The following is an 18,149-nucleotide window of genomic DNA, read 5'->3' on the forward strand; positions in this document are numbered from 1 at the left end:
GAGGCTGTTTTGCTTTTGGAGTGAGTGCATTTGACCCGTCCTAAAAAAACTGTACAGTTTTTAAAACATTAAAAGATGGGAAGAGAACCAAAAAACAAAGAGCGTTATCATTTAAAATTCATAGAACAAATAGTTCAAGAAATAGAGAATGGAGCAAGTCAAAATTCGGTAATTCGCGAGTATAGCCTAAATAAATCTACGCTAAATCGTTGGGTTAAGAAATATGCAAGTCCCGAGTATCATGCTACACGTAAGAATAAAGTTTATTCAGAAAGCCTTAAACGTCAAGTAGTTCATAGTATTACAGAACACCATATGACAGCACAAGAAGCCTGTATAATGTATGGTGTAGAAAGTATAAGTACAATAAATAACTGGTTGTTAGTTAATTATAATAAAAACATAGATATTTGTAATGAAATTGTTATTCCGTCACTTATGGAAGAAAAAACATCCAATACAGAATCTTTAGAAATTAAAGCTTTAAAAAAGGCTTTATCAGAGGCACAATTTAAGATAGTAGCTTTAAATACATTGATAGATGTAGCAGAGAAAAGTTTGGATATTGATATCAGAAAAAAGTCTGGTTCCAAGCAGTTGAAGAAGTAAAACTCTTATACCCTAATAAGGGAATAAAAAAAATATGTCAACTGTTTGGTAAAACTCGAAGTGCTTATTATCAGTCAATAGACAGATACGCAAGTCAATCTATTAAAGATGAGATTATTCTTCAAGAAGTTTTAAATATTAGAGCTACTCTACCAAGAGTAGGTACTCGAAAACTTCAACATATGTTACAAGAACGCTTAGGTTCGCACAATATAAGCGTAGGAAGAGATTATCTGTTTGATTTATTAGACAGTCATAAAATGTTGGTTAGGCAACGAAAGCGCAAAGCATATACAACAGACTCCAGAGCTTGGAGAGGACAGTATTTAGACTTGTATAATGGAGTAAAAGTTACTAGACCAGAACAATTTTGGGTAAGTGACATCACCTATATCAGGTTAAATAATACTTGGGGCTATTTAAGTTTAATCACAGATGCTTATTCTCATAAAATAATGGGCTATAGTTTTAGCTTAGATTTAACCACTAATGGATGCTTACAAGCCTTGAAAATGGCATTAAAGAACAGGATTTATACAGAGAAACTTATTCATCATTCAGATCGAGGATGTCAATACTGCAGTAGTGTTTATACTAAAATACTGATAGAAAACAACATATCTATTAGTACAACACAAGGTGGTGAACCAAGAGATAATGCAATAGCTGAGCGTGTAAATGGTATAATTAAAGGTGAATTTGATTTAAACTATTCAAGTTTAGGTTATCAAAAAACGATTGATAAAATTAAGAATAGTATAGAAGCTTATAACCAAATTAGACCTCATGATAGTTGTGATAGGTTAACTCCAAATCAAGCTCATTTAAAGACAGGTATTCTAACTAAGAGATGGAAGAATTATTACAAGACTAATAAACAAAAACAACAACCTGTACAGTAATAAAAGGATTAATAAAAATCTGTACAGTATTAAGTAGGATTATTAACTATAACTGTACAGTTATAGTAGGACGAGACAATTTTGTTTTGGGGTAAGTCCGTAGTGAGTCCGTTATGAGTCCGTAGTGAGTCCGTTTTTTTGACTAAAATAACGGAGTTACTATGGATATATTAAGGAAGTACACTAATCTTATCTCAAAAAAGACTGAACAAATGTTCTATATTAATTGTAGCAAAGAATCATTCAGTGGTATACCATTTCTCTAACTGATCAAGTATAGGGAGTAAGCTCTTTCCTTTTTCTGTCAGCATATATTCTACTCTAGGAGGTACTTCAGCGTATACTTCTCTATGTAATAGACCATCTTGTTCTAATTCTCTTAGTACAGTAGTCAGTGTGCCTTGGGCTACATTATCTAACTCTTTCTTTAATATTCCGAATCTCTTAGGGCACTGGGCAGCTATGGTTTTGATGATAGATGTTTTCCATTTACCAGAGATAGTTTTAAGAGCCTGTTGTATAACACCGTTATTTTCAAAATAGTTTAAATTATTTTCTAATGTATTCGGCTCATTTTCAGTATTAGTATTGTTTTTCATACTTAGTCTTTAATTTTTACCTACTTGACTGTAAGTGATATATCTGTCACTTTTGCAAAGATAATTATAAAAAATAGTAAGTAATCAATGCAAAATATTTCAACAGTCAAAAAGAGAATTATGTTATTCTTGATCTCGATGTCTATCTTCTTAAGTGTGTTAGATTTGTTTATTGTTAATGTTGCCATTCCTAAGATTAGAGTAGCTATGCACGCTAGTGTAGCTGATATCCAATTGATCATTGTGTACTATGTAATAGGCTATGGAGCATTCTTGATCACATCGGGTAAAGTTGGTTTAAAATATGGGCATAAGAAAATATTCATTCTTTCAATGTTTAGTTTTGGTGTGTTTTCGTTATTATGTGGTTTAGCTTGGGATATACATTCGTTGAATATTTTTAGATTGTTTCAAGGAATAAGTGGGGCATTTATGATACCTCAGGGAGTGACTTTACTGTCTAGTATCTTTGTAATAGAGGAAGAGAGACGTAGAGCGTATTCTATCTATGGTGCGATAGCAGGGATATCTTCTGTATTAGGACAAATATTAGGAGGAATACTCCCAGATCTTGATTTTGCATTTGGAGGATGGAGACTAATATTTTTAATCAATGTACCAATTGCATTTATTGTTGGGATACTATCATGGGGTGTATTAGTAGAGATAGACCGCAAAAGAGACTTGAAGATACAACCTCTATCTCAACTTGTGATGGTGTGTTTATTGGTACTTCTGATGTATAGTTTAGTGACTGGAGCAGATTATGGCTGGACGACTACTTTATTGTTAGTATTAGTGAATGCTATCATATGCATTGTATTATTTTTAGTGATTCAGTTTAAAAATTATAAGAAATCTATCAATGTGCTTATAGATTTTAAACCTTTTACCTATAGGACATTTGCAGTAGCCTTGATTGCCTTAGTTTTTTACTCCTTAGTACAGGATTCATACTTCTTTATTTATGCGAATCATTTTCAGTTAAAACTTGATTATACAGCTACACAGACAGGATTATTGTTTGCTTTCCAAGGTGTAGGATATGTTATCGCTTCCTTTCTATCATTAAAATTCTTATCTAAGTACAAAGAGCGATTTATGCTTTTTGGTTTACTGTTAATGATAGGTGGATTAGTAGGACACTACTGGTTATTAAGTAGAGAGTATATTCTCTTTTATGAAGTAGCTTTATTATTATTTGAGTACGGTATGGGGTGTGGTGTTGTTCTTCCTTCTATGTTCACTTATGCACTGAGTAGTTTGCCTACTGATATTACCTCTATAGGTTCAAGTTTATACCTCACTTTACAACAATTAAGCATAGCTTTAGGAGTAAGTATTGTTGGTCAATCTTATTTTGGGAGTATAGACGGTCATTTTAATTCGACTGTAATCATGATTGTTTTATTGATCATGACTGGATTCGTTTTTTTGATAAGCTATAAAAGGCGACTTAGTAATTAAGTCGCCTTTTGGTTTTATGATTTGTATTCAAATAATTGAGCGATGGTTTGTCCCATTTCTTCACCAAGCTGTTTACTGACTAAATATAGAGCACCATCTATACCTGCTGTGATACCTGCAGTAGTCAATACAGTATCTTGATGTACATAGCGTACACCCGTTATTACTTTAGCTTTAGGGGTAGCTTGTTTAAGAGCCTCTAGTGCCATAAAGTGAGTCGTTATCTCTAAGCCATCGAATACATCCGTATTACTCATCAGTAGACTACCTGTACAGACTGTAAATAACAGAGCACCTTGCTGGTGTTGATTTATAATCCAAGAAGTATAAGTGTTTTGGAAATACTCGTCTTGTAGATAGTTCATGACAATGTCAGGGTTAGCTCCTGGTAACACTATGATATCAGGTGTAGGACAATCTTCGAAGCTGTATTGAGGTACTATTTGCGTAGTGTTCGCTTCTGTTTTGACTACTTCTTTTGTAACAGAGACTAAGTAGTGATTATAACTGTTGGGTTTAAGTACATTCGCTTTGACGAATACATCTAATGGACCATTTAGATCAAGTACTTCTACTTGATCAAAAATGATAAAGGCTACATTAAGGGGGCGGTTTGTTGTTGTCATATTTTATTGTTGATAAAAGGCAATAGAAGATCTGTCGAAGGTTGGCTTCGATATCGGTATTGTCTTGGGTTATTCGTGATTATTTAGTTGGGTAACTAAATGCTAAAGGTTAATTCTCGTAGATTGGTACACACTTCTATAATGAGTAGGAGTGACTTTGACCAGTTTGGCAAATGCTTTCCTAAATACATGATCAGAAGTATATCCTACTTGAGTAGCTATTTCTACTATAGAGTAAGTTGTAGATTCTAATAGACGCTTAGCATATTCTATCCTTACACAGTCATTAAAAGCACCTGGAGTCATTCCTGTTTCTTTCTTAAATACCCTAGAAAAATTGCGTTCACTCATATAGACATGATCTGCAAGTTCTGCAATAGTCACTGCTTGCTGAGTTAGATGATCTGTGATATACTGTTTTACTTTTCTAACTAATGGAGTGAGGTCTATATCAGCAGGGATTAATGTACTATAGAGTTCTTGTGTGTTTGTTCTTTTTAGATTCACTACTAGATATCGTGATACATCAGAGGCTAGGGTATATCCATTGTCTTCTTCTATTAAGGCTAGCGCTAAGTCTATACCAGAAGTAATTCCTCCAGAAGTATAGATATTGTCATCTTTGATATAAAAGTGATCATAGGTTAGTCGAATAGAAGGGTAAGTATCTTGAAGCACTTTAGCATATTGCCAGTGTGTAGTTACTTTTTTATTGGTTAGTAATCCTGTTTTGGCTAGTAAAAAAGCCCCTATACAGATAGAACCTATACGCTTTACAGTAGGTTGTATTCCCTTTATCCAATGCAACACAGCTGGATCATACTCATGCGTTAGGTCTGCCTTAGACCCAGCGATGAGTAACGTATCTAAAGGAATATGTTGGTCATAAATGGTATAATCACACTGTACACTAATGCCTGCACTAGTAATTACACTTTTGTCTACTGTTCCAGAGATTAAGTGGATTTGATATTGAGTAAGTGCGGATGTAGCTGTTTTGATTATGAGTTGATTAGCAGTATTGAATACATCACTCGGCCCTGCGAAGTCCAGTAGCTGTACTTGAGGTAATAATAGAAATCCGATATGATGTAGTGGGGTATTCATACTGCTATCTTGTTTTATGATAAGACAAAGGTAAGAAGGCTTTATGATGTATAAATGACACATAACGTACTTTTTCTGCCATAATTGAAGATACATTAATGAATCAAGTATTGTTTTATTTAGATTGATTTGAGAATAAATGTTAATTTTTGTCAGTTAAAAGCTTGTTTGACTGTGTTTTGAGTTCTGTTATTTAAATTACTTCTAAATAATATTGTTTAGAATGATTTTAGATTATACATTTGCCCCATAAAACATAATACAGTCGTGATGCTCAAACACTTTACTATTATCACACGACCAACCCAACTAACTATTATTATCTTATCGCTATTCATTCACTTTATCAGTTATGGGCAGAATACTCGTCCTCCTATCTCGATCAAAGTGCAGAATGAGTATGGAATGGCTATTCCTACAGCTGTGGTGATGCTAAAAAGTGATAAAGAGTCTGTCTTAGAACTTACAGACGAGGCAGGAGAAGTAACTTTTAAACTAGTGCCTGATAACTACCTTTTAGAAGTACAGCACATCAGTTATTCTTTTTACAGCCAAAAGCTAAATACCTTAACGCACAATAATTTTACAGTTGTCTTAAAGGCTGAAACGAATCAATTAGAAGAAGTCGTGATTACAGCTAAAGAAGGAACGGGACTTACGAGTACTTCTGTGATTAATAGAAGAGCTATGCAACATCTACAGCCTTCTAGTTTTGCTGACTTAATGGAATTAGTACCAGGGGGTAGAGCACAAGATCCATATCTAGGTGGTGTCAATAAAATACAACTGAGAGAAGTAGGTAGAGTAAGCTCTAATATAGGGGGTGTTGGAAATAAACAATATGACACTTCTTCTCTTGGGACTTTATTTGTAGTAGATGGAGCACAACTGAACTCGGGTGCAAACCTTCAGTATACTTATGGCTATATGGATAATGTTTCATCAGGTGTTAATAAGAATATCAATATTAGCTCAGGTGTTGATATGCGTACAATATCAACAGACCAAATAGAGAAAGTAGAAATCATAAGAGGAATCCCTTCTGTAGAATATGGTAACCTTACTTCTGGTGTAGTAAAGATCACGAAGAAGAGTGGATATTCTAAATGGCAAGCACGTTTTAAAGCAGATGGATATAGTAAACTATTTGCGGTTAATAAAGGTTTTGAATCTAAGGATAGTAGCTTTAAGGTAAATGTAGGGTTAGATTATCTAAATGCTAAACCAGAACCTCGCAATGATTTAGAGAGTTATAAGCGTGTGACAGGTACTGTACGCGTGAGTAAGGATAAGAATTTAAACAATGGAGGATTGTTCTCTTGGGTATCTAATCTAAGTTATACAGGGTCTATAGATGATGCTAAGTCTGATCCAGATATTGACCTGACAGGTGCGAATAAATATAAAGTGGATAATCAGTTCTATAGTCTGAGTAATATAGTGACTTATGAGAGTAGAAATGAATCCTTCTTTAGAAGTATAGAATTACAGACTACGTTTAATCAACGTTTCGATAAGATTAACCAGACAAAGTTTGTACAGCTAGAGGCAGCTACAGCATTGCCACTTTCTACGGTGGATGGTGAGTACGATGGTTTTTTTCCTACGGCTAATTATATTGCAGAGAGCGTAGTAGATGGTAAGCCACTAGATATCTTCGCTAAGGTAGTGAGTGCATTTCGTTATAAGATGTCTGCTATTTCTACAGATATACGTGCTGGTATTGATTGGCAGTATAGTAAGAATAACGGTAGAGGTCAGGTCTATGATATCTATAAGCCTTTAGATCCTAAATCTACTTATAGAAATAGAGCATATAAGGATATTCCTGCTTATGTAACGACGGCTTTGTTTGCAGAGCATATTTCTTCTGCGAAATTTGGACAACACGGTCTAACATTAGCATTAGGTGCGAGAGGATCTATTATGCAAAACTTGTCTAATGATTTCACTATGAGTGGAAAGATGTATATCGATCCACGTGTGAATGTACAATGGACATTACCCTCTTTTGTAGTAGCGAATAAGGAAGCAAAAGTAGACTTAACGTTAGGATGGGGACAGCAGAGACTATTCCCTGACCTAAATCTTCTTTATCCTGAGAAATATTATAGAGACGTTCAGCAGTTAAACTATTTTCATAGTAATCCTGATTATCGTACAGTTAATTATAAAACGAGCGTTTTTGACCCACAGAACAAAGCATTGACACCTGCTTTAAACAATAAGCTAGAGGCTAGGTTAGATTTGAATTGGGGTTTTCATCAGCTGACTTTTACGGTGTTTAAAGAAAGAATGAGCAACGGGTTTAGAACGATGAACCAGTATGGAATCTTTGATTATAAGAGATATGATACTTCTAGTATAGATCATGATCATATCACAAGTACACCTAATAAAGAAGATCTTCCTTATGAGCAGTTTAATGAAAACTTCTTATACAATGTCTCTCGTAATGGTAGTAGAACAGATAAGGAAGGAATAGAGTTTCAGTATAGTTCTAATAGAATACCTGTTATTAATACTCGTATTACAATTAATGGGGCATGGTTTAGAACTAAACAAGGCAATAGCTTACCAACCTATAGACGTGGTAACTCTAATGCAAATGTGAATGGTAAGCCTTATCCGTACCTAGGACTATACGATGAGATGGAACCTAAGAGCAAATATGAACAGCTAAATAGTAATCTATTATTAGATACGTACATCCCTAAACTAGATTTACAATTCTCTACTTCATTTCAGTTTAACTGGTACTACTTAGCAAAGAATGAACCGATGAATGGAATGCCTAGCTACTATGTAGGAGTAGATGGAGAATTACGACCTTATGATGCAGAAGGGGCAAAGGGAACATTATTAGAACAATTAGTAATCCCACAACATAGCAATGCTGATAAATCTAGGAGAACACCTATGCTGATGGATGTGAACTTAAAGCTATCTAAGAGCTTTAGAAACAAGCAGATCACAGTGTCTATGTTCGCTAATAAGTTATTTACCTACTATGCTCCATATTCTGTGAATGGGACTAAGGTAAACAGAAAGGGGCTAAGAGACCCTTACTTCGGAATGGAAATAAATTTTAATCTATAAATACTTATAAAAATGATAAAACGACTTTTACAATCATTAAGCTTACTACTAGTGGTATTAGGTTTTAATGCTTGTTCTTCTGATGACAATAGCAATATGACAGGGGATGAGCAGACTTTCGTAACATTCTGGATTAATGATCCTCAAGATGCGAAGATAGAAGAGATAAAACAGATGACTATTAAGTTGACAGAACTAAACTCTAATAAGAAAACAGAGTTAGTATATGAAGGAGATAAGAAAATACAGAAAGCACTTCCTACAGGTACTTATGATATCACAGTAGAAGGTGTAATCACACATAAGGTAAATGGTGTAGTAGAGGAGAGTAAAGTAGGTAACTTTATTAAAGGTGTAGTGATCTCGGGTAGAGAAATGACTAAGGCTATCGATATAGTATTTAAAACAAGTAGTACAGGTTTTGTAATAGAAGAGGTATTCTTCGCAGGGACTAAGACACCACAAGGACTTCAGTATACAGATGACCAATACTTCAAAATAACAAATAACTCTGATGAGGTATTATATTTAGATGGAATGTTATTTGTACAATCTAAGTTTATGACAAACGATAAGCAAGATTATACACCTAATATTATGAGTGAGGCATTGTCTGCTGGAGCTATTTTACAGTTCCCTGGTAAAGGAAAAGACCACCCAGTAGAACCAGGTAAGTCAGTAATCTTTGCAGAGAATGCTATTAACCATAAAGAATTTAACAGCAACTCAATTGATTTGACTAATGCAGAATTTCAGAACTTTAGAGATGGAGTACATGATGTAGTAGGATTAAAAGCAGCTAAAATGATTACGATTCACGATGAATTAGTGATTAATATTCAAGGAAGTTATGCTTATGCTTTAGTGAAAATGCCTGAGGGAATGACAACGGAGAAGTTAGTAGTAGATAATATATATGATTATGAGTACGAAATGATATTCGGAGGAGAAGCATATCCTAGTGTTGATTCTGCTATTAAAATTCCAAACTCATGGATAGTAGATGCTGTAAACTTAGGTATTGCAGATGAGTATATGTGGAATGTAACATCTCCATCAGTAGATATGGGATATACTTATATCACACAACATGTAGGGGATGAAGGAAGATATGGTAAGGCTGTAAGAAGAAATGTATTAGGTAAGAATGCAGCAGGGAACAATGTTCTAAAAGATACTAATAATTCGACAGTTGACTTTGCACCTGCAGTAAGACCGTCATTATTTAAATATTAATTAGTGTAGTATGAAGCACTTTCATTTTGGGTTATGTCTGTTGTCATTGTTGAGTACTGTATGGGGATATGGACAGCAGTCAGATTCATTGGCAATAAAAGTAAAGGAGAAGCAAGATGTAATACGTCATTTTGAAGAACCTATTTATGTCAATCCATCTCACTATTTAGACTATAGAAAGTACAGTTTAACTTCTTTCGAAATCGCAAAGCAGAATAGTAAGAATGAAACAACTTTAGCTCAAGAGGGCAAAAACAGAGATGATTTGTCTTTTCAAGCGAATGCATACCATAAATTAGATAAGCATAGTGCCGTGTGGGGCAGTGCTACTTATCAACAGGGTAAGCGAAGAGATGTAATGTGGAATGAGAGTGCAGATTACGACTTAATATTTCCGTATGTGGTAGCGGATAGCGTAGGTGGAGATATTAAGTATGAAGATTATCATATCGCTGGTGGTTATGCCCAACGATTAGGAAAGTACAATATCGGTATCTCTGGTTTTTATAAAGCGAAGATGGAATACCGTAATATAGACCCTAGACCTAAGAATCTCTCTGCTCGATTAGGAGGAAATATAGGTGTGAGTAGAGTATTTGAGGAGCTCTTTACTATAGGGGTAAATACCTCAATAGAGAAATATACACAGAAACACAAGATGGACTTTTATAGTCCTACTGGATTTCCTGTGATATATGAGATGAGTGGAATGGGAAACTTCAATAATCTATTGAAAGGAAAAAGAAGAGAGGCTTATTATGATGGTTGGAGGTATGGTACTTCTCTACAAGTATATGATATTTCTCAGAAGAAGTGGTTTGCCACAGTTGGAATGAATATGTTTAGTTTTGAGAAGTTACTACCTGATTTTGATGATTTGCAAGCTTCTAAAGTTAAAGAGGTAGAACACTTTTTATCTGTAGGGAAGCTATTTGATGTACAGGCTACTCAGTTAGGTGTTCGCTTAGATGGGAACATGAAGACGAGAAAGGGTACAGAGAATTTGTTTGTCAATGTGAGCGCTACGAACTATTTAAAGATAGGACAAGAAGAACAATATAAATACGAGAATAAGAGTCTTAGATTAAGTGGAGTATTTAAGTATGAAAGTTTAAATAGTGTGTATAGTATCTTACCGTATATAGGAATATCTCAAGAGGTAGAGCGTTATAAAAAGCCTTATTCTAAAACTGATATTCAGTATACCTATATGGGAGCAGATTTACAATGGATGTACACATTTAAAGATAGAAGCCTATTGACAGTAGCGTCTAATTGGAAGGTAAGACAAACTGCTAAAGAAAAGGCTGCTTTTAATTATGGAAATAGCAATGCTATAAATCAAATGCTACTTGATAACTATGCTGTTCAGATAGCAGAGTATTGGGAAGGAAGCTTTAAGGTTCGATATGATTTTGCTTTGCCGAAAGTAATAGATGTATTTGTAGGTGGAGAGTATTATTTCCAAAACTATAAGCAGTTTCAAAACAACAGTAGTGTGATGATGAGTTTAGGGATTACGTTTTAAAAGAGAGAGAAGATAGATGAAAAAAAAGGTAGGTGTTATTATTGGGGCGGTATTACTATTTATAGGCTACACTAATTTTGAGGTAAGATCCGTTTCAGAATACACAGAGATTACAGATCAATATAAAAGACCTATAAGCTATTGGCCTAGTCCGATAATAGATAAAAGTGTAAAATGGAAAGAGTTTGGGGCAATAGAGGTAGATACATTATATTATGAGACACAAGATTTACCAGAAGTAGTATTAGGTAAGGCACTGTTCTTTGATCCTAAGTTATCAAAGTCTAATCAGATATCGTGTAGCTCTTGTCACGATCCTGAAATGGGATGGACAGACCATAGACAGGTATCACTAGGGAATGATCATTTATTAGGAGCTAGGAATACTCCTTCTTTATACAATATTGCTGAGCGTAGTTCTTTCTTTTGGGATGGTAGAGCATTAACGTTAGAAGAGCAAGCGATGGGACCTTTATCTGCTCATCACGAAATGGATATGGATGTCAAATCACTACCAGCGAAGTTAAGCAAGTATAAAGAGTACAAACCTTTGTTTAAAGAAACTTACGGAGATGATAAAGTGACTTATGAAAGAATAGTGGGGGCAATAGCTACTTTTCAAAAGACAATCAAAAGTCAACCTAGTCGTTTCGACAAGTTTATGCAAGGAGAGTATCAGTACCTAACAGAACAAGAGATATATGGAATGCACTTATTTAGAACTAAGGCAGGATGTATGAATTGTCATCATGGTAAATATCTTACAGATGAGTCTTTTCACAATATAGGGTTGACATATTACAAGAGAGAGTACGAAGACTTAGGATTATACTTACATACTAAAAAGGCAGAAGATGTAGGTAAATTTAAAACTCCTTCTTTAAGAGACCTATTAGTGACTAAGCCATGGATGCATAATGGGTTAATGGATGACTTAGAAGGAATAGTGAATCTGTATAATAGTGGGATGCACATGATAGATCCTACAGAGGAAGAGAAAGCATTAGATCCGCTCTTCCCTATAACAGATCCATTGATGAAACCATTAAAATTAAACGAGAAAGAAATAAAAGCTATTGTAGCATTTTTAGAATCAATGTCAGGAAGTTACTATAAAATGGAACGTCCTATATTTCCAACGAAGTAACGCTTATTTACTTTAATTAAATGTAAAAGGCTTCTTTAGAGTTAGTTCTAAAGAAGCCTTTTTATATTATTAGTAGTATAAAGTATACTATTTATATCGAAGTAACTTATAATGTGCTGATGAATTGTATGTAATATTATGTTTTATTTGATGATTGTGTTTAATTATTGTATAAAATAAAGATTTAAACTTATTTACATTCATTCTTAAATAGATATATAGAATTAATTTGAATCAAGTCTAAATAACTTGGAAGATATAGGTTTTGTTGACTACTTTTGGCATCCGGTTAATTAAGTTATTCAATGACACGCTTATATCAAGTTATTCAAGTCTTACTTGTTACTTTTACAGTCTTGTTCTGTTCTTCTGTTTTTGCACAATCTTCTAAGTTGCAATTGAAGATCGTATTGCAAGATGCTCAAAATAAAAATATTAATAATGCTAGTATTCAGGTAACTGGAACGAAAGAGTCACAGTTAAAGGTTAGTGATGATCAAGGTATTGCTATTTTTGATTTGAAAGCTGATACTTATACTGTTGAGGTATTTCATATTGGTTATGGAAGTTCTTCTACTGTAGTTAATTTACTTCAAAGTCAGACATTACCTATTACGTTGACAGCAGCTTCTAATCTATTAGAAGAAATGGTCATTACTGCTACGGAGAGCAAAGGACTTACTTCTACTTCGGTGATTAATCGTCAAGCGATGGAACATTTACAACCATCGAGCTTTGCTGATTTAATGGAACTATTACCTGGAGGGCAAGCAAAGGATCCTAAACTTACGGTAGCGAATGCTGCTTTAATTAGAGAGAATAACCCAGGAGAGAAATATGCAACAGGTGCATTAGGGGTACAGTTTATGGTAGATGATAATATTATCAATACTAATGCAGATATGCAGGTATCTGTTGGAGGAGCTAAGACTTCTCATATAGGAGTGGATATGCGTAGTTTGGCAACTAATGATATCGAAAGTGTTGAGGTTATTCGTGGTATACCTACGGCTGCCTATGGAGATTTGAGTTCTGGTCTGATTAAGATAAATAGAAAGATAGGGTATACACCACTACAAGCTCGTTTTAAAGTAGACGGTTTTAGCAAACTATATTATGTAGGGAAAGGAATAGATACGAAGACAGGATGGAAACTGAATGCAAGCGTAGATTTCTTGGACGCTAAGAACGATCCTACAGATGTCCTTCAGAACTATAAGAGAATATCATCATCATTGAGATCAGATAGAACATTTGTAGTAGGAGGATATGATCTGAGTTGGAAAGCAAATTTTGATTATAGTGGTACTGTTGATAACGATAAGTTTGATCCAGATACAGGTTATGATAGAACAGATAGTTATAAGAATAAAAAGCAGTACTTTTCATTAGGTAACAATCTAAAACTTGACTTTGGCAAAGAAGCTTTATTCAAGAATATAACCTTGAATGCTTATGTATCTCAAGGAATAGAAGATATTAAGGAGACTATCTTTATACAGCAGAATGGACGTGTAGCTATTCCTGTTGGAAATGAAACAGGAGAGAATGAAGGTGTATTTTTACCAACTTCATATATAGCAACTTCTAAGACAGAAGGACGCCCTTTAAATATCAATACAAAGTTACAGTCAGAATTAGGTTTTTCTACTTTTGGGATTAAACATCATGGAGAAGTAGGGATTGACTTTAGATACTCAAAGAATAATGGTAGAGGAGAGTTATTCGATCCTTTATTACCTCCTTCTGTAGGTACTATGAAACGTCCTCGTCCTTTTAACGAAGTACCAGCTTCTCAGATATTAGCTGCTTATGTAGGTGATCGTATGGAATATGATTTAGGCCAACATCACTTACAATTATATGCAGGAGTTAGAATGTCTAAATTATTAGGTGTTGGAAAAGAGTTTAGCATTAGTGATAGGGTATTTGCAGAGCCACGTGTCAACTTCCAATGGGGACTTCCTAAACTAAAGATGGGACAAGAATATCTGAAAACAGATATCACAGTAGGATATGGAGAACTGTATAAGCAACCTACTTTAGCTCTACTATATCCACAAGATCGTTACTTTGATATGGTGCAAGTAAGTTACTTAGATCCTAAGACAGATAATGCATACGCACAGTTTTATACTTACAGAATGCCTTTGGCTAATCACAGTCTGATAGGGGCGAAGAATACGAAGAAAGAGATTCGTCTAGATTTAGAATATAGTAAGCACAAGTTTTATATCACCTACTTCGATGAGAAGATGACAACAGGCTTTAGAGATATGACTCAGTTTATGGGGTTTGAGTATAAGCGATATGAGTCTAAAGATATAGTGTGGAATGACGAGTTAGGTAAGCCAGATTTAGATCAATCCCCATATTCATACAGACAAGACATGATGCAGTATACACATACTGAAAATGGAAGCTCAACATTAAAAGAAGGAATAGAGTTTGGATATTCTTCACCTCGTTTTGAAGGGATCAATACTCGTATTACTTTAAATGGAGCATGGTTTAAAACGACGTATTCTAATAGTGCTTCTATTCTTTGGAGACCTGGTATCTCTGTAAATGGACAACAGTATTTATACACAGGTATTTATGCAGATGACAATGGGAATAGAAGATCATCTCTAGTGTACAATGTAGTTGTAGATACTTATTTGCCTAGCTTGGATATGAATATATCTGCCTCTTTACAAGGAGATGTGTTTAGAAGAAACCTAAACCTAAATAGAGTTGCTGCTCCTTATGCATATATGGGAATAGATAATGTAGTTCATCCTTATACAGAAGAAAGTGCAAATGATCCATTACTACAACATTTAGTTAGACCAGTTTCTAAGACAGATGGTATGGAGGAGAGAAGACCATTTACATTTAATGCTAATTTTAAAATATCAAAGAGAATATATAAATCAGTAAAGGCATCGATGTTTGTTAATCGATTATTCACACACTATTCTTCATATACATATAATGGAGTGAATGTAAATAGAAAAGATGATAGCGGACCTTACTTTGGAATGGAAATAAACTTCAATATTTAAGACAATGAGATTAAAGCATATATTTTTATACGGATTGATGATGACAATGAGCTTATTAATGAGCTCGTGTTTGACAGATGATAATGCGCTTGGGAGTAATCAGAATTCGACTGTTTCTATGGCATTTAAAGTAGAGGGTATTAAAGAAATAAAAGAATTAGAAGTAGAGTTTGTTGAAGTTAATACTGGTTTAAGAATAGTGGAGAAAGCAGTAGGTTCTCCTTATTTCTCTGTAGCTCTACCTGTGGGTTCTTATAGAATGTCAGCAGAAGGAATTGGTGTACTAGAAGATAAAGAAGAAGTAGGATTAGGAAGTAAAAGCGAAATGCTAGACGTGACCGATCAGATAGTAAATATGACAATTAATTTATTTGTCAAACAACTTAACGATGACTTTATCTTTGAAGAAATATTCTTTGCTGGATTACAAACTACAGAATTAAAAGCATACCAAACAGGTAAATATTTTAAACTAGTTAATAATACAGATAGAGTGCTTTATGCAGATGGATTATTGATTGCTCAATCTGAATTTTTGACGACTAGAGATAATAAAGAAACACCAGATGTATTAAACGAAGCTTTCGTTTTACAATCTGTAATGATGTTACCAGGTAGTGGTACCCAGTACCCAGTAGAGCCAGGAGACTTTATTGTAATAGCAGATAATGCTCAGAATCATAATTTAGCGAATGTACCAGGGGCTGATTTGTCTAATGCTGACTTTGAATTTCCTATTACTGAAAACCCTAAGAATGTACAACCAGATAACCCTAATGTACCTAATGTGATGATGATCTATACGAAGTTAAACTTTAGTATGTTCGCTATGCATGATCGTGGACAGACAGGATATATCGTAGCTCGTTTTCCTGAAGGAGAGAATGCAGATACTTGGTTAGCCAATTATAAGTTTGATTATAGCTATTTGACAGCGGCAGGGAAAGAACAAAAGTTCAGCAGATATAAAATGCCTAATATATGGGTTATTGATGCTGTTAATGGAAGTATTCCTGATAAGTTTGAACGTTTAGTGACTGCTCCTTCTTTAGATAGTGGCTACTCATACTGTGCAACATCAGAATCTGATAAAGCGCGTTATGGAAAGACTATCAGAAGAAAAGTCTTAGGACCTAATGAGCAAGGTCGTAATGTGTATAAGGATACTAATAATTCTTCAGTTGATTTTATTCCTCAGTCAGAGATGTCTCTAAAAGACGGAATACATCATAAATAAAATAGGAGTACATTGAGAAATACATATATAAATATAGTTGGAATAATTAGTGTATTGTTTTATGCTGAGGTTCAAGCTCAGGATAGAACAGATGCTAATTTATACGAGAGTAGACTAGCTCAACGGGATATGAATATCGTATTCGGACAAGATTTTTTTGCTAATCGTGCTTTCATGACATCGTATAGTCCTTTGTCTTTTTCTGAATTAAGTCTGAATTATCTATCAGACAGTAAGGATGCTTATTTGATACAGGATGGAGATGGCTTAGATGCCTTTAAGGTAAATACTTCTTCTTATCAACGATTAAAGAATAATACTGTCCTATGGGGAAACGCTTCTTATAATACTCAGAAGCAAAAGAATATGAAGTGGAATGAGAATCTAGATAGACATATCCTAGGACCTTATGTGTTAGGTGATTCTATAGGAGGTACTATGAAGCAAGAGATTTATCAGTTTGCAGGAGGGATGGCTAGACAATTTGATAAGTGGACAGTAGGAGGAGAGGTTAGTTATCAGGCCAAAAGTGGTTATAGAGAAGTGGATCCAAGACCTAAGAATACCTCTTCAGATTTAAATTTACGCATTGGAGTAAACTATAATGTTTATAAGGATTACGAATTAGGAGTGTATGCGAACTGGAATAAATATACTCAGAATAGTACGATTAAGTTTGTCAGTCTATTAGGGAAACCCATAGCTTATCACCTGACAGGTTTAGGAGCTTATAATTATTACTTTAGTTCTGCTGTAGATATGAAGATGATTTATGAGGGAACAGGATATGAAGTAGGAGGGACTATAGTTAAGAATAAAGGTAAAGACTTTTTGATACAAGGTTCGTTTGGGCAGTTTGATATTGAGAAGAACTTTGGTAGTAGTCCTTCTAAAGAAATGTCTGTACTTAAGACTCAAAAGTATACAATAGGTGGTATTAAATACATTGATTTAGATGAACATCGTTTAGGTGCAAAAGTTAATTACTTACTAAGTGAATCAAGAGGAATAGAATCTTTTTATTCTAAAACAGAAAAGTTAGAGAGAAAGATTGGAGAGCAGGATTTGTATAAGTTTGTAAGAAGTAATCTGTATACGTCTTTATTTTATCAGTATAGTACAGATGTAAGTAGAGTAGTAGTTTCGCCTTCTTTCACAGTAGAGCAGACAGAAGAAAAAAGAAGAGATACTCAAGCTAGACAGCGATTCACATATTTACATTATGGATTAGAAATTGATTATATGCGACAATTGAATCAATCTAATATCATAACAGTAAGCCCTTATTTTAGAGTGCGTAATCTTAAAGAAGATACTGTCAATCTAATAGCATCTTATAAGAGTCCTGCTATGACAGAATGGGTACAACATGATTTAGCAATTCAGACTGCTAATTATCAGACTTATGGTATTACGGCTAGATATGATGTGAAGTTTAGTAATATACCAGCTATGTTTGCTCAGATTCAATATGAACAGACAAAGTATAATATAAACAAAACAAATAACTATATAGGAATGTCTCTAGGAGTTACTTTCTAAGTA

Annotated in this window: 13 protein-coding genes; 10 read left to right on the forward strand and 3 right to left on the reverse strand. The window is 34.3% G+C overall.

Features of this window, described 5'->3' with window-relative positions:
* Positions 1-75: 75 nt before the first annotated feature.
* Positions 76-609: a transposase gene (locus tag MPR_RS18090; RefSeq protein WP_052472632.1), complete on the forward strand. Its 534-nt coding sequence runs from the start codon at positions 76-78 to the stop codon at positions 607-609.
* Between the two features lie 32 nt (positions 610-641).
* Positions 642-1,511: an IS3 family transposase gene (locus MPR_RS03455; protein ID WP_432416612.1), complete on the forward strand. Its 870-nt coding sequence runs from the start codon at positions 642-644 to the stop codon at positions 1,509-1,511.
* A 239-nt stretch (positions 1,512-1,750) separates the two neighbouring features.
* Here the strand turns inward: MPR_RS03455 and MPR_RS03460 are convergent, their stop codons facing one another.
* Entirely contained in the window at positions 1,751-2,110 is a 360-nt protein-coding gene (locus tag MPR_RS03460; RefSeq protein ID WP_041889154.1) for a winged helix-turn-helix transcriptional regulator, read from the reverse strand.
* Positions 2,111-2,197: 87 nt separating this feature from the next.
* On the opposite strand from MPR_RS03460, the gene MPR_RS03465 reads away from it, so the two are divergent.
* Positions 2,198-3,577 carry an MFS transporter gene (locus MPR_RS03465; protein WP_041889156.1) on the forward strand — a complete coding sequence of 460 codons (1,380 nt, stop codon included), beginning with the start codon at positions 2,198-2,200 and terminating at the stop codon, positions 3,575-3,577.
* 14 nt (positions 3,578-3,591) lie between these two features.
* On the opposite strand, the gene MPR_RS03470 is transcribed toward MPR_RS03465, so the two are convergent.
* Positions 3,592-4,203 carry a DJ-1/PfpI family protein gene (locus tag MPR_RS03470; protein WP_041889157.1) on the reverse strand — a complete coding sequence of 204 codons (612 nt, stop codon included), beginning with the start codon at positions 4,201-4,203 and terminating at the stop codon, positions 3,592-3,594.
* A 102-nt stretch (positions 4,204-4,305) separates the two neighbouring features.
* Positions 4,306-5,310: a GlxA family transcriptional regulator gene (locus tag MPR_RS03475; protein WP_041889161.1), complete on the reverse strand. Its 1,005-nt coding sequence runs from the start codon at positions 5,308-5,310 to the stop codon at positions 4,306-4,308.
* Positions 5,311-5,580: 270 nt separating this feature from the next.
* Here MPR_RS03475 and MPR_RS03480 point away from each other — a divergent pair, with 270 nt between their 5' ends.
* The 7 genes from MPR_RS03480 (at position 5,581) to MPR_RS03510 (ending at position 18,146) form a co-directional block, all read left to right on the forward strand.
* Positions 5,581-8,409 (forward strand): TonB-dependent receptor, encoded by a 2,829-nt coding sequence (locus MPR_RS03480; RefSeq protein ID WP_041889164.1) that lies wholly within the window; start codon positions 5,581-5,583, stop codon positions 8,407-8,409.
* Between the two features lie 12 nt (positions 8,410-8,421).
* Positions 8,422-9,645, forward strand: a complete 1,224-nt coding sequence (locus MPR_RS03485; RefSeq protein ID WP_041889167.1) for a DUF4876 domain-containing protein — start codon at positions 8,422-8,424, stop codon at positions 9,643-9,645.
* 10 nt (positions 9,646-9,655) lie between these two features.
* Positions 9,656-11,173, forward strand: a complete 1,518-nt coding sequence (locus MPR_RS03490) for a DUF6850 family outer membrane beta-barrel protein (protein WP_041889170.1) — start codon at positions 9,656-9,658, stop codon at positions 11,171-11,173.
* A gap of 16 nt (positions 11,174-11,189) precedes the next feature.
* The gene (locus MPR_RS03495; protein WP_041889173.1) at positions 11,190-12,320 is read left to right on the forward strand and encodes a cytochrome-c peroxidase; all 1,131 of its coding nucleotides are present in this window, start codon (positions 11,190-11,192) and stop codon (positions 12,318-12,320) included.
* A 305-nt stretch (positions 12,321-12,625) separates the two neighbouring features.
* Positions 12,626-15,367: a TonB-dependent receptor gene (locus MPR_RS03500; protein WP_041889175.1), complete on the forward strand. Its 2,742-nt coding sequence runs from the start codon at positions 12,626-12,628 to the stop codon at positions 15,365-15,367.
* Between the two features lie 4 nt (positions 15,368-15,371).
* The gene (locus MPR_RS03505) at positions 15,372-16,604 is read left to right on the forward strand and encodes a DUF4876 domain-containing protein (protein WP_041889178.1); all 1,233 of its coding nucleotides are present in this window, start codon (positions 15,372-15,374) and stop codon (positions 16,602-16,604) included.
* 12 nt (positions 16,605-16,616) lie between these two features.
* Complete coding sequence (locus MPR_RS03510) at positions 16,617-18,146, forward strand: DUF6850 family outer membrane beta-barrel protein (protein ID WP_041889181.1); 1,530 nt, start codon at positions 16,617-16,619, stop codon at positions 18,144-18,146.
* Positions 18,147-18,149 lie beyond the last annotated feature (3 nt).

The organism is Myroides profundi (assembly GCF_000833025.1).
In the GTDB taxonomy this organism is placed as follows: domain Bacteria; phylum Bacteroidota; class Bacteroidia; order Flavobacteriales; family Flavobacteriaceae; genus Flavobacterium; species Flavobacterium profundi_A.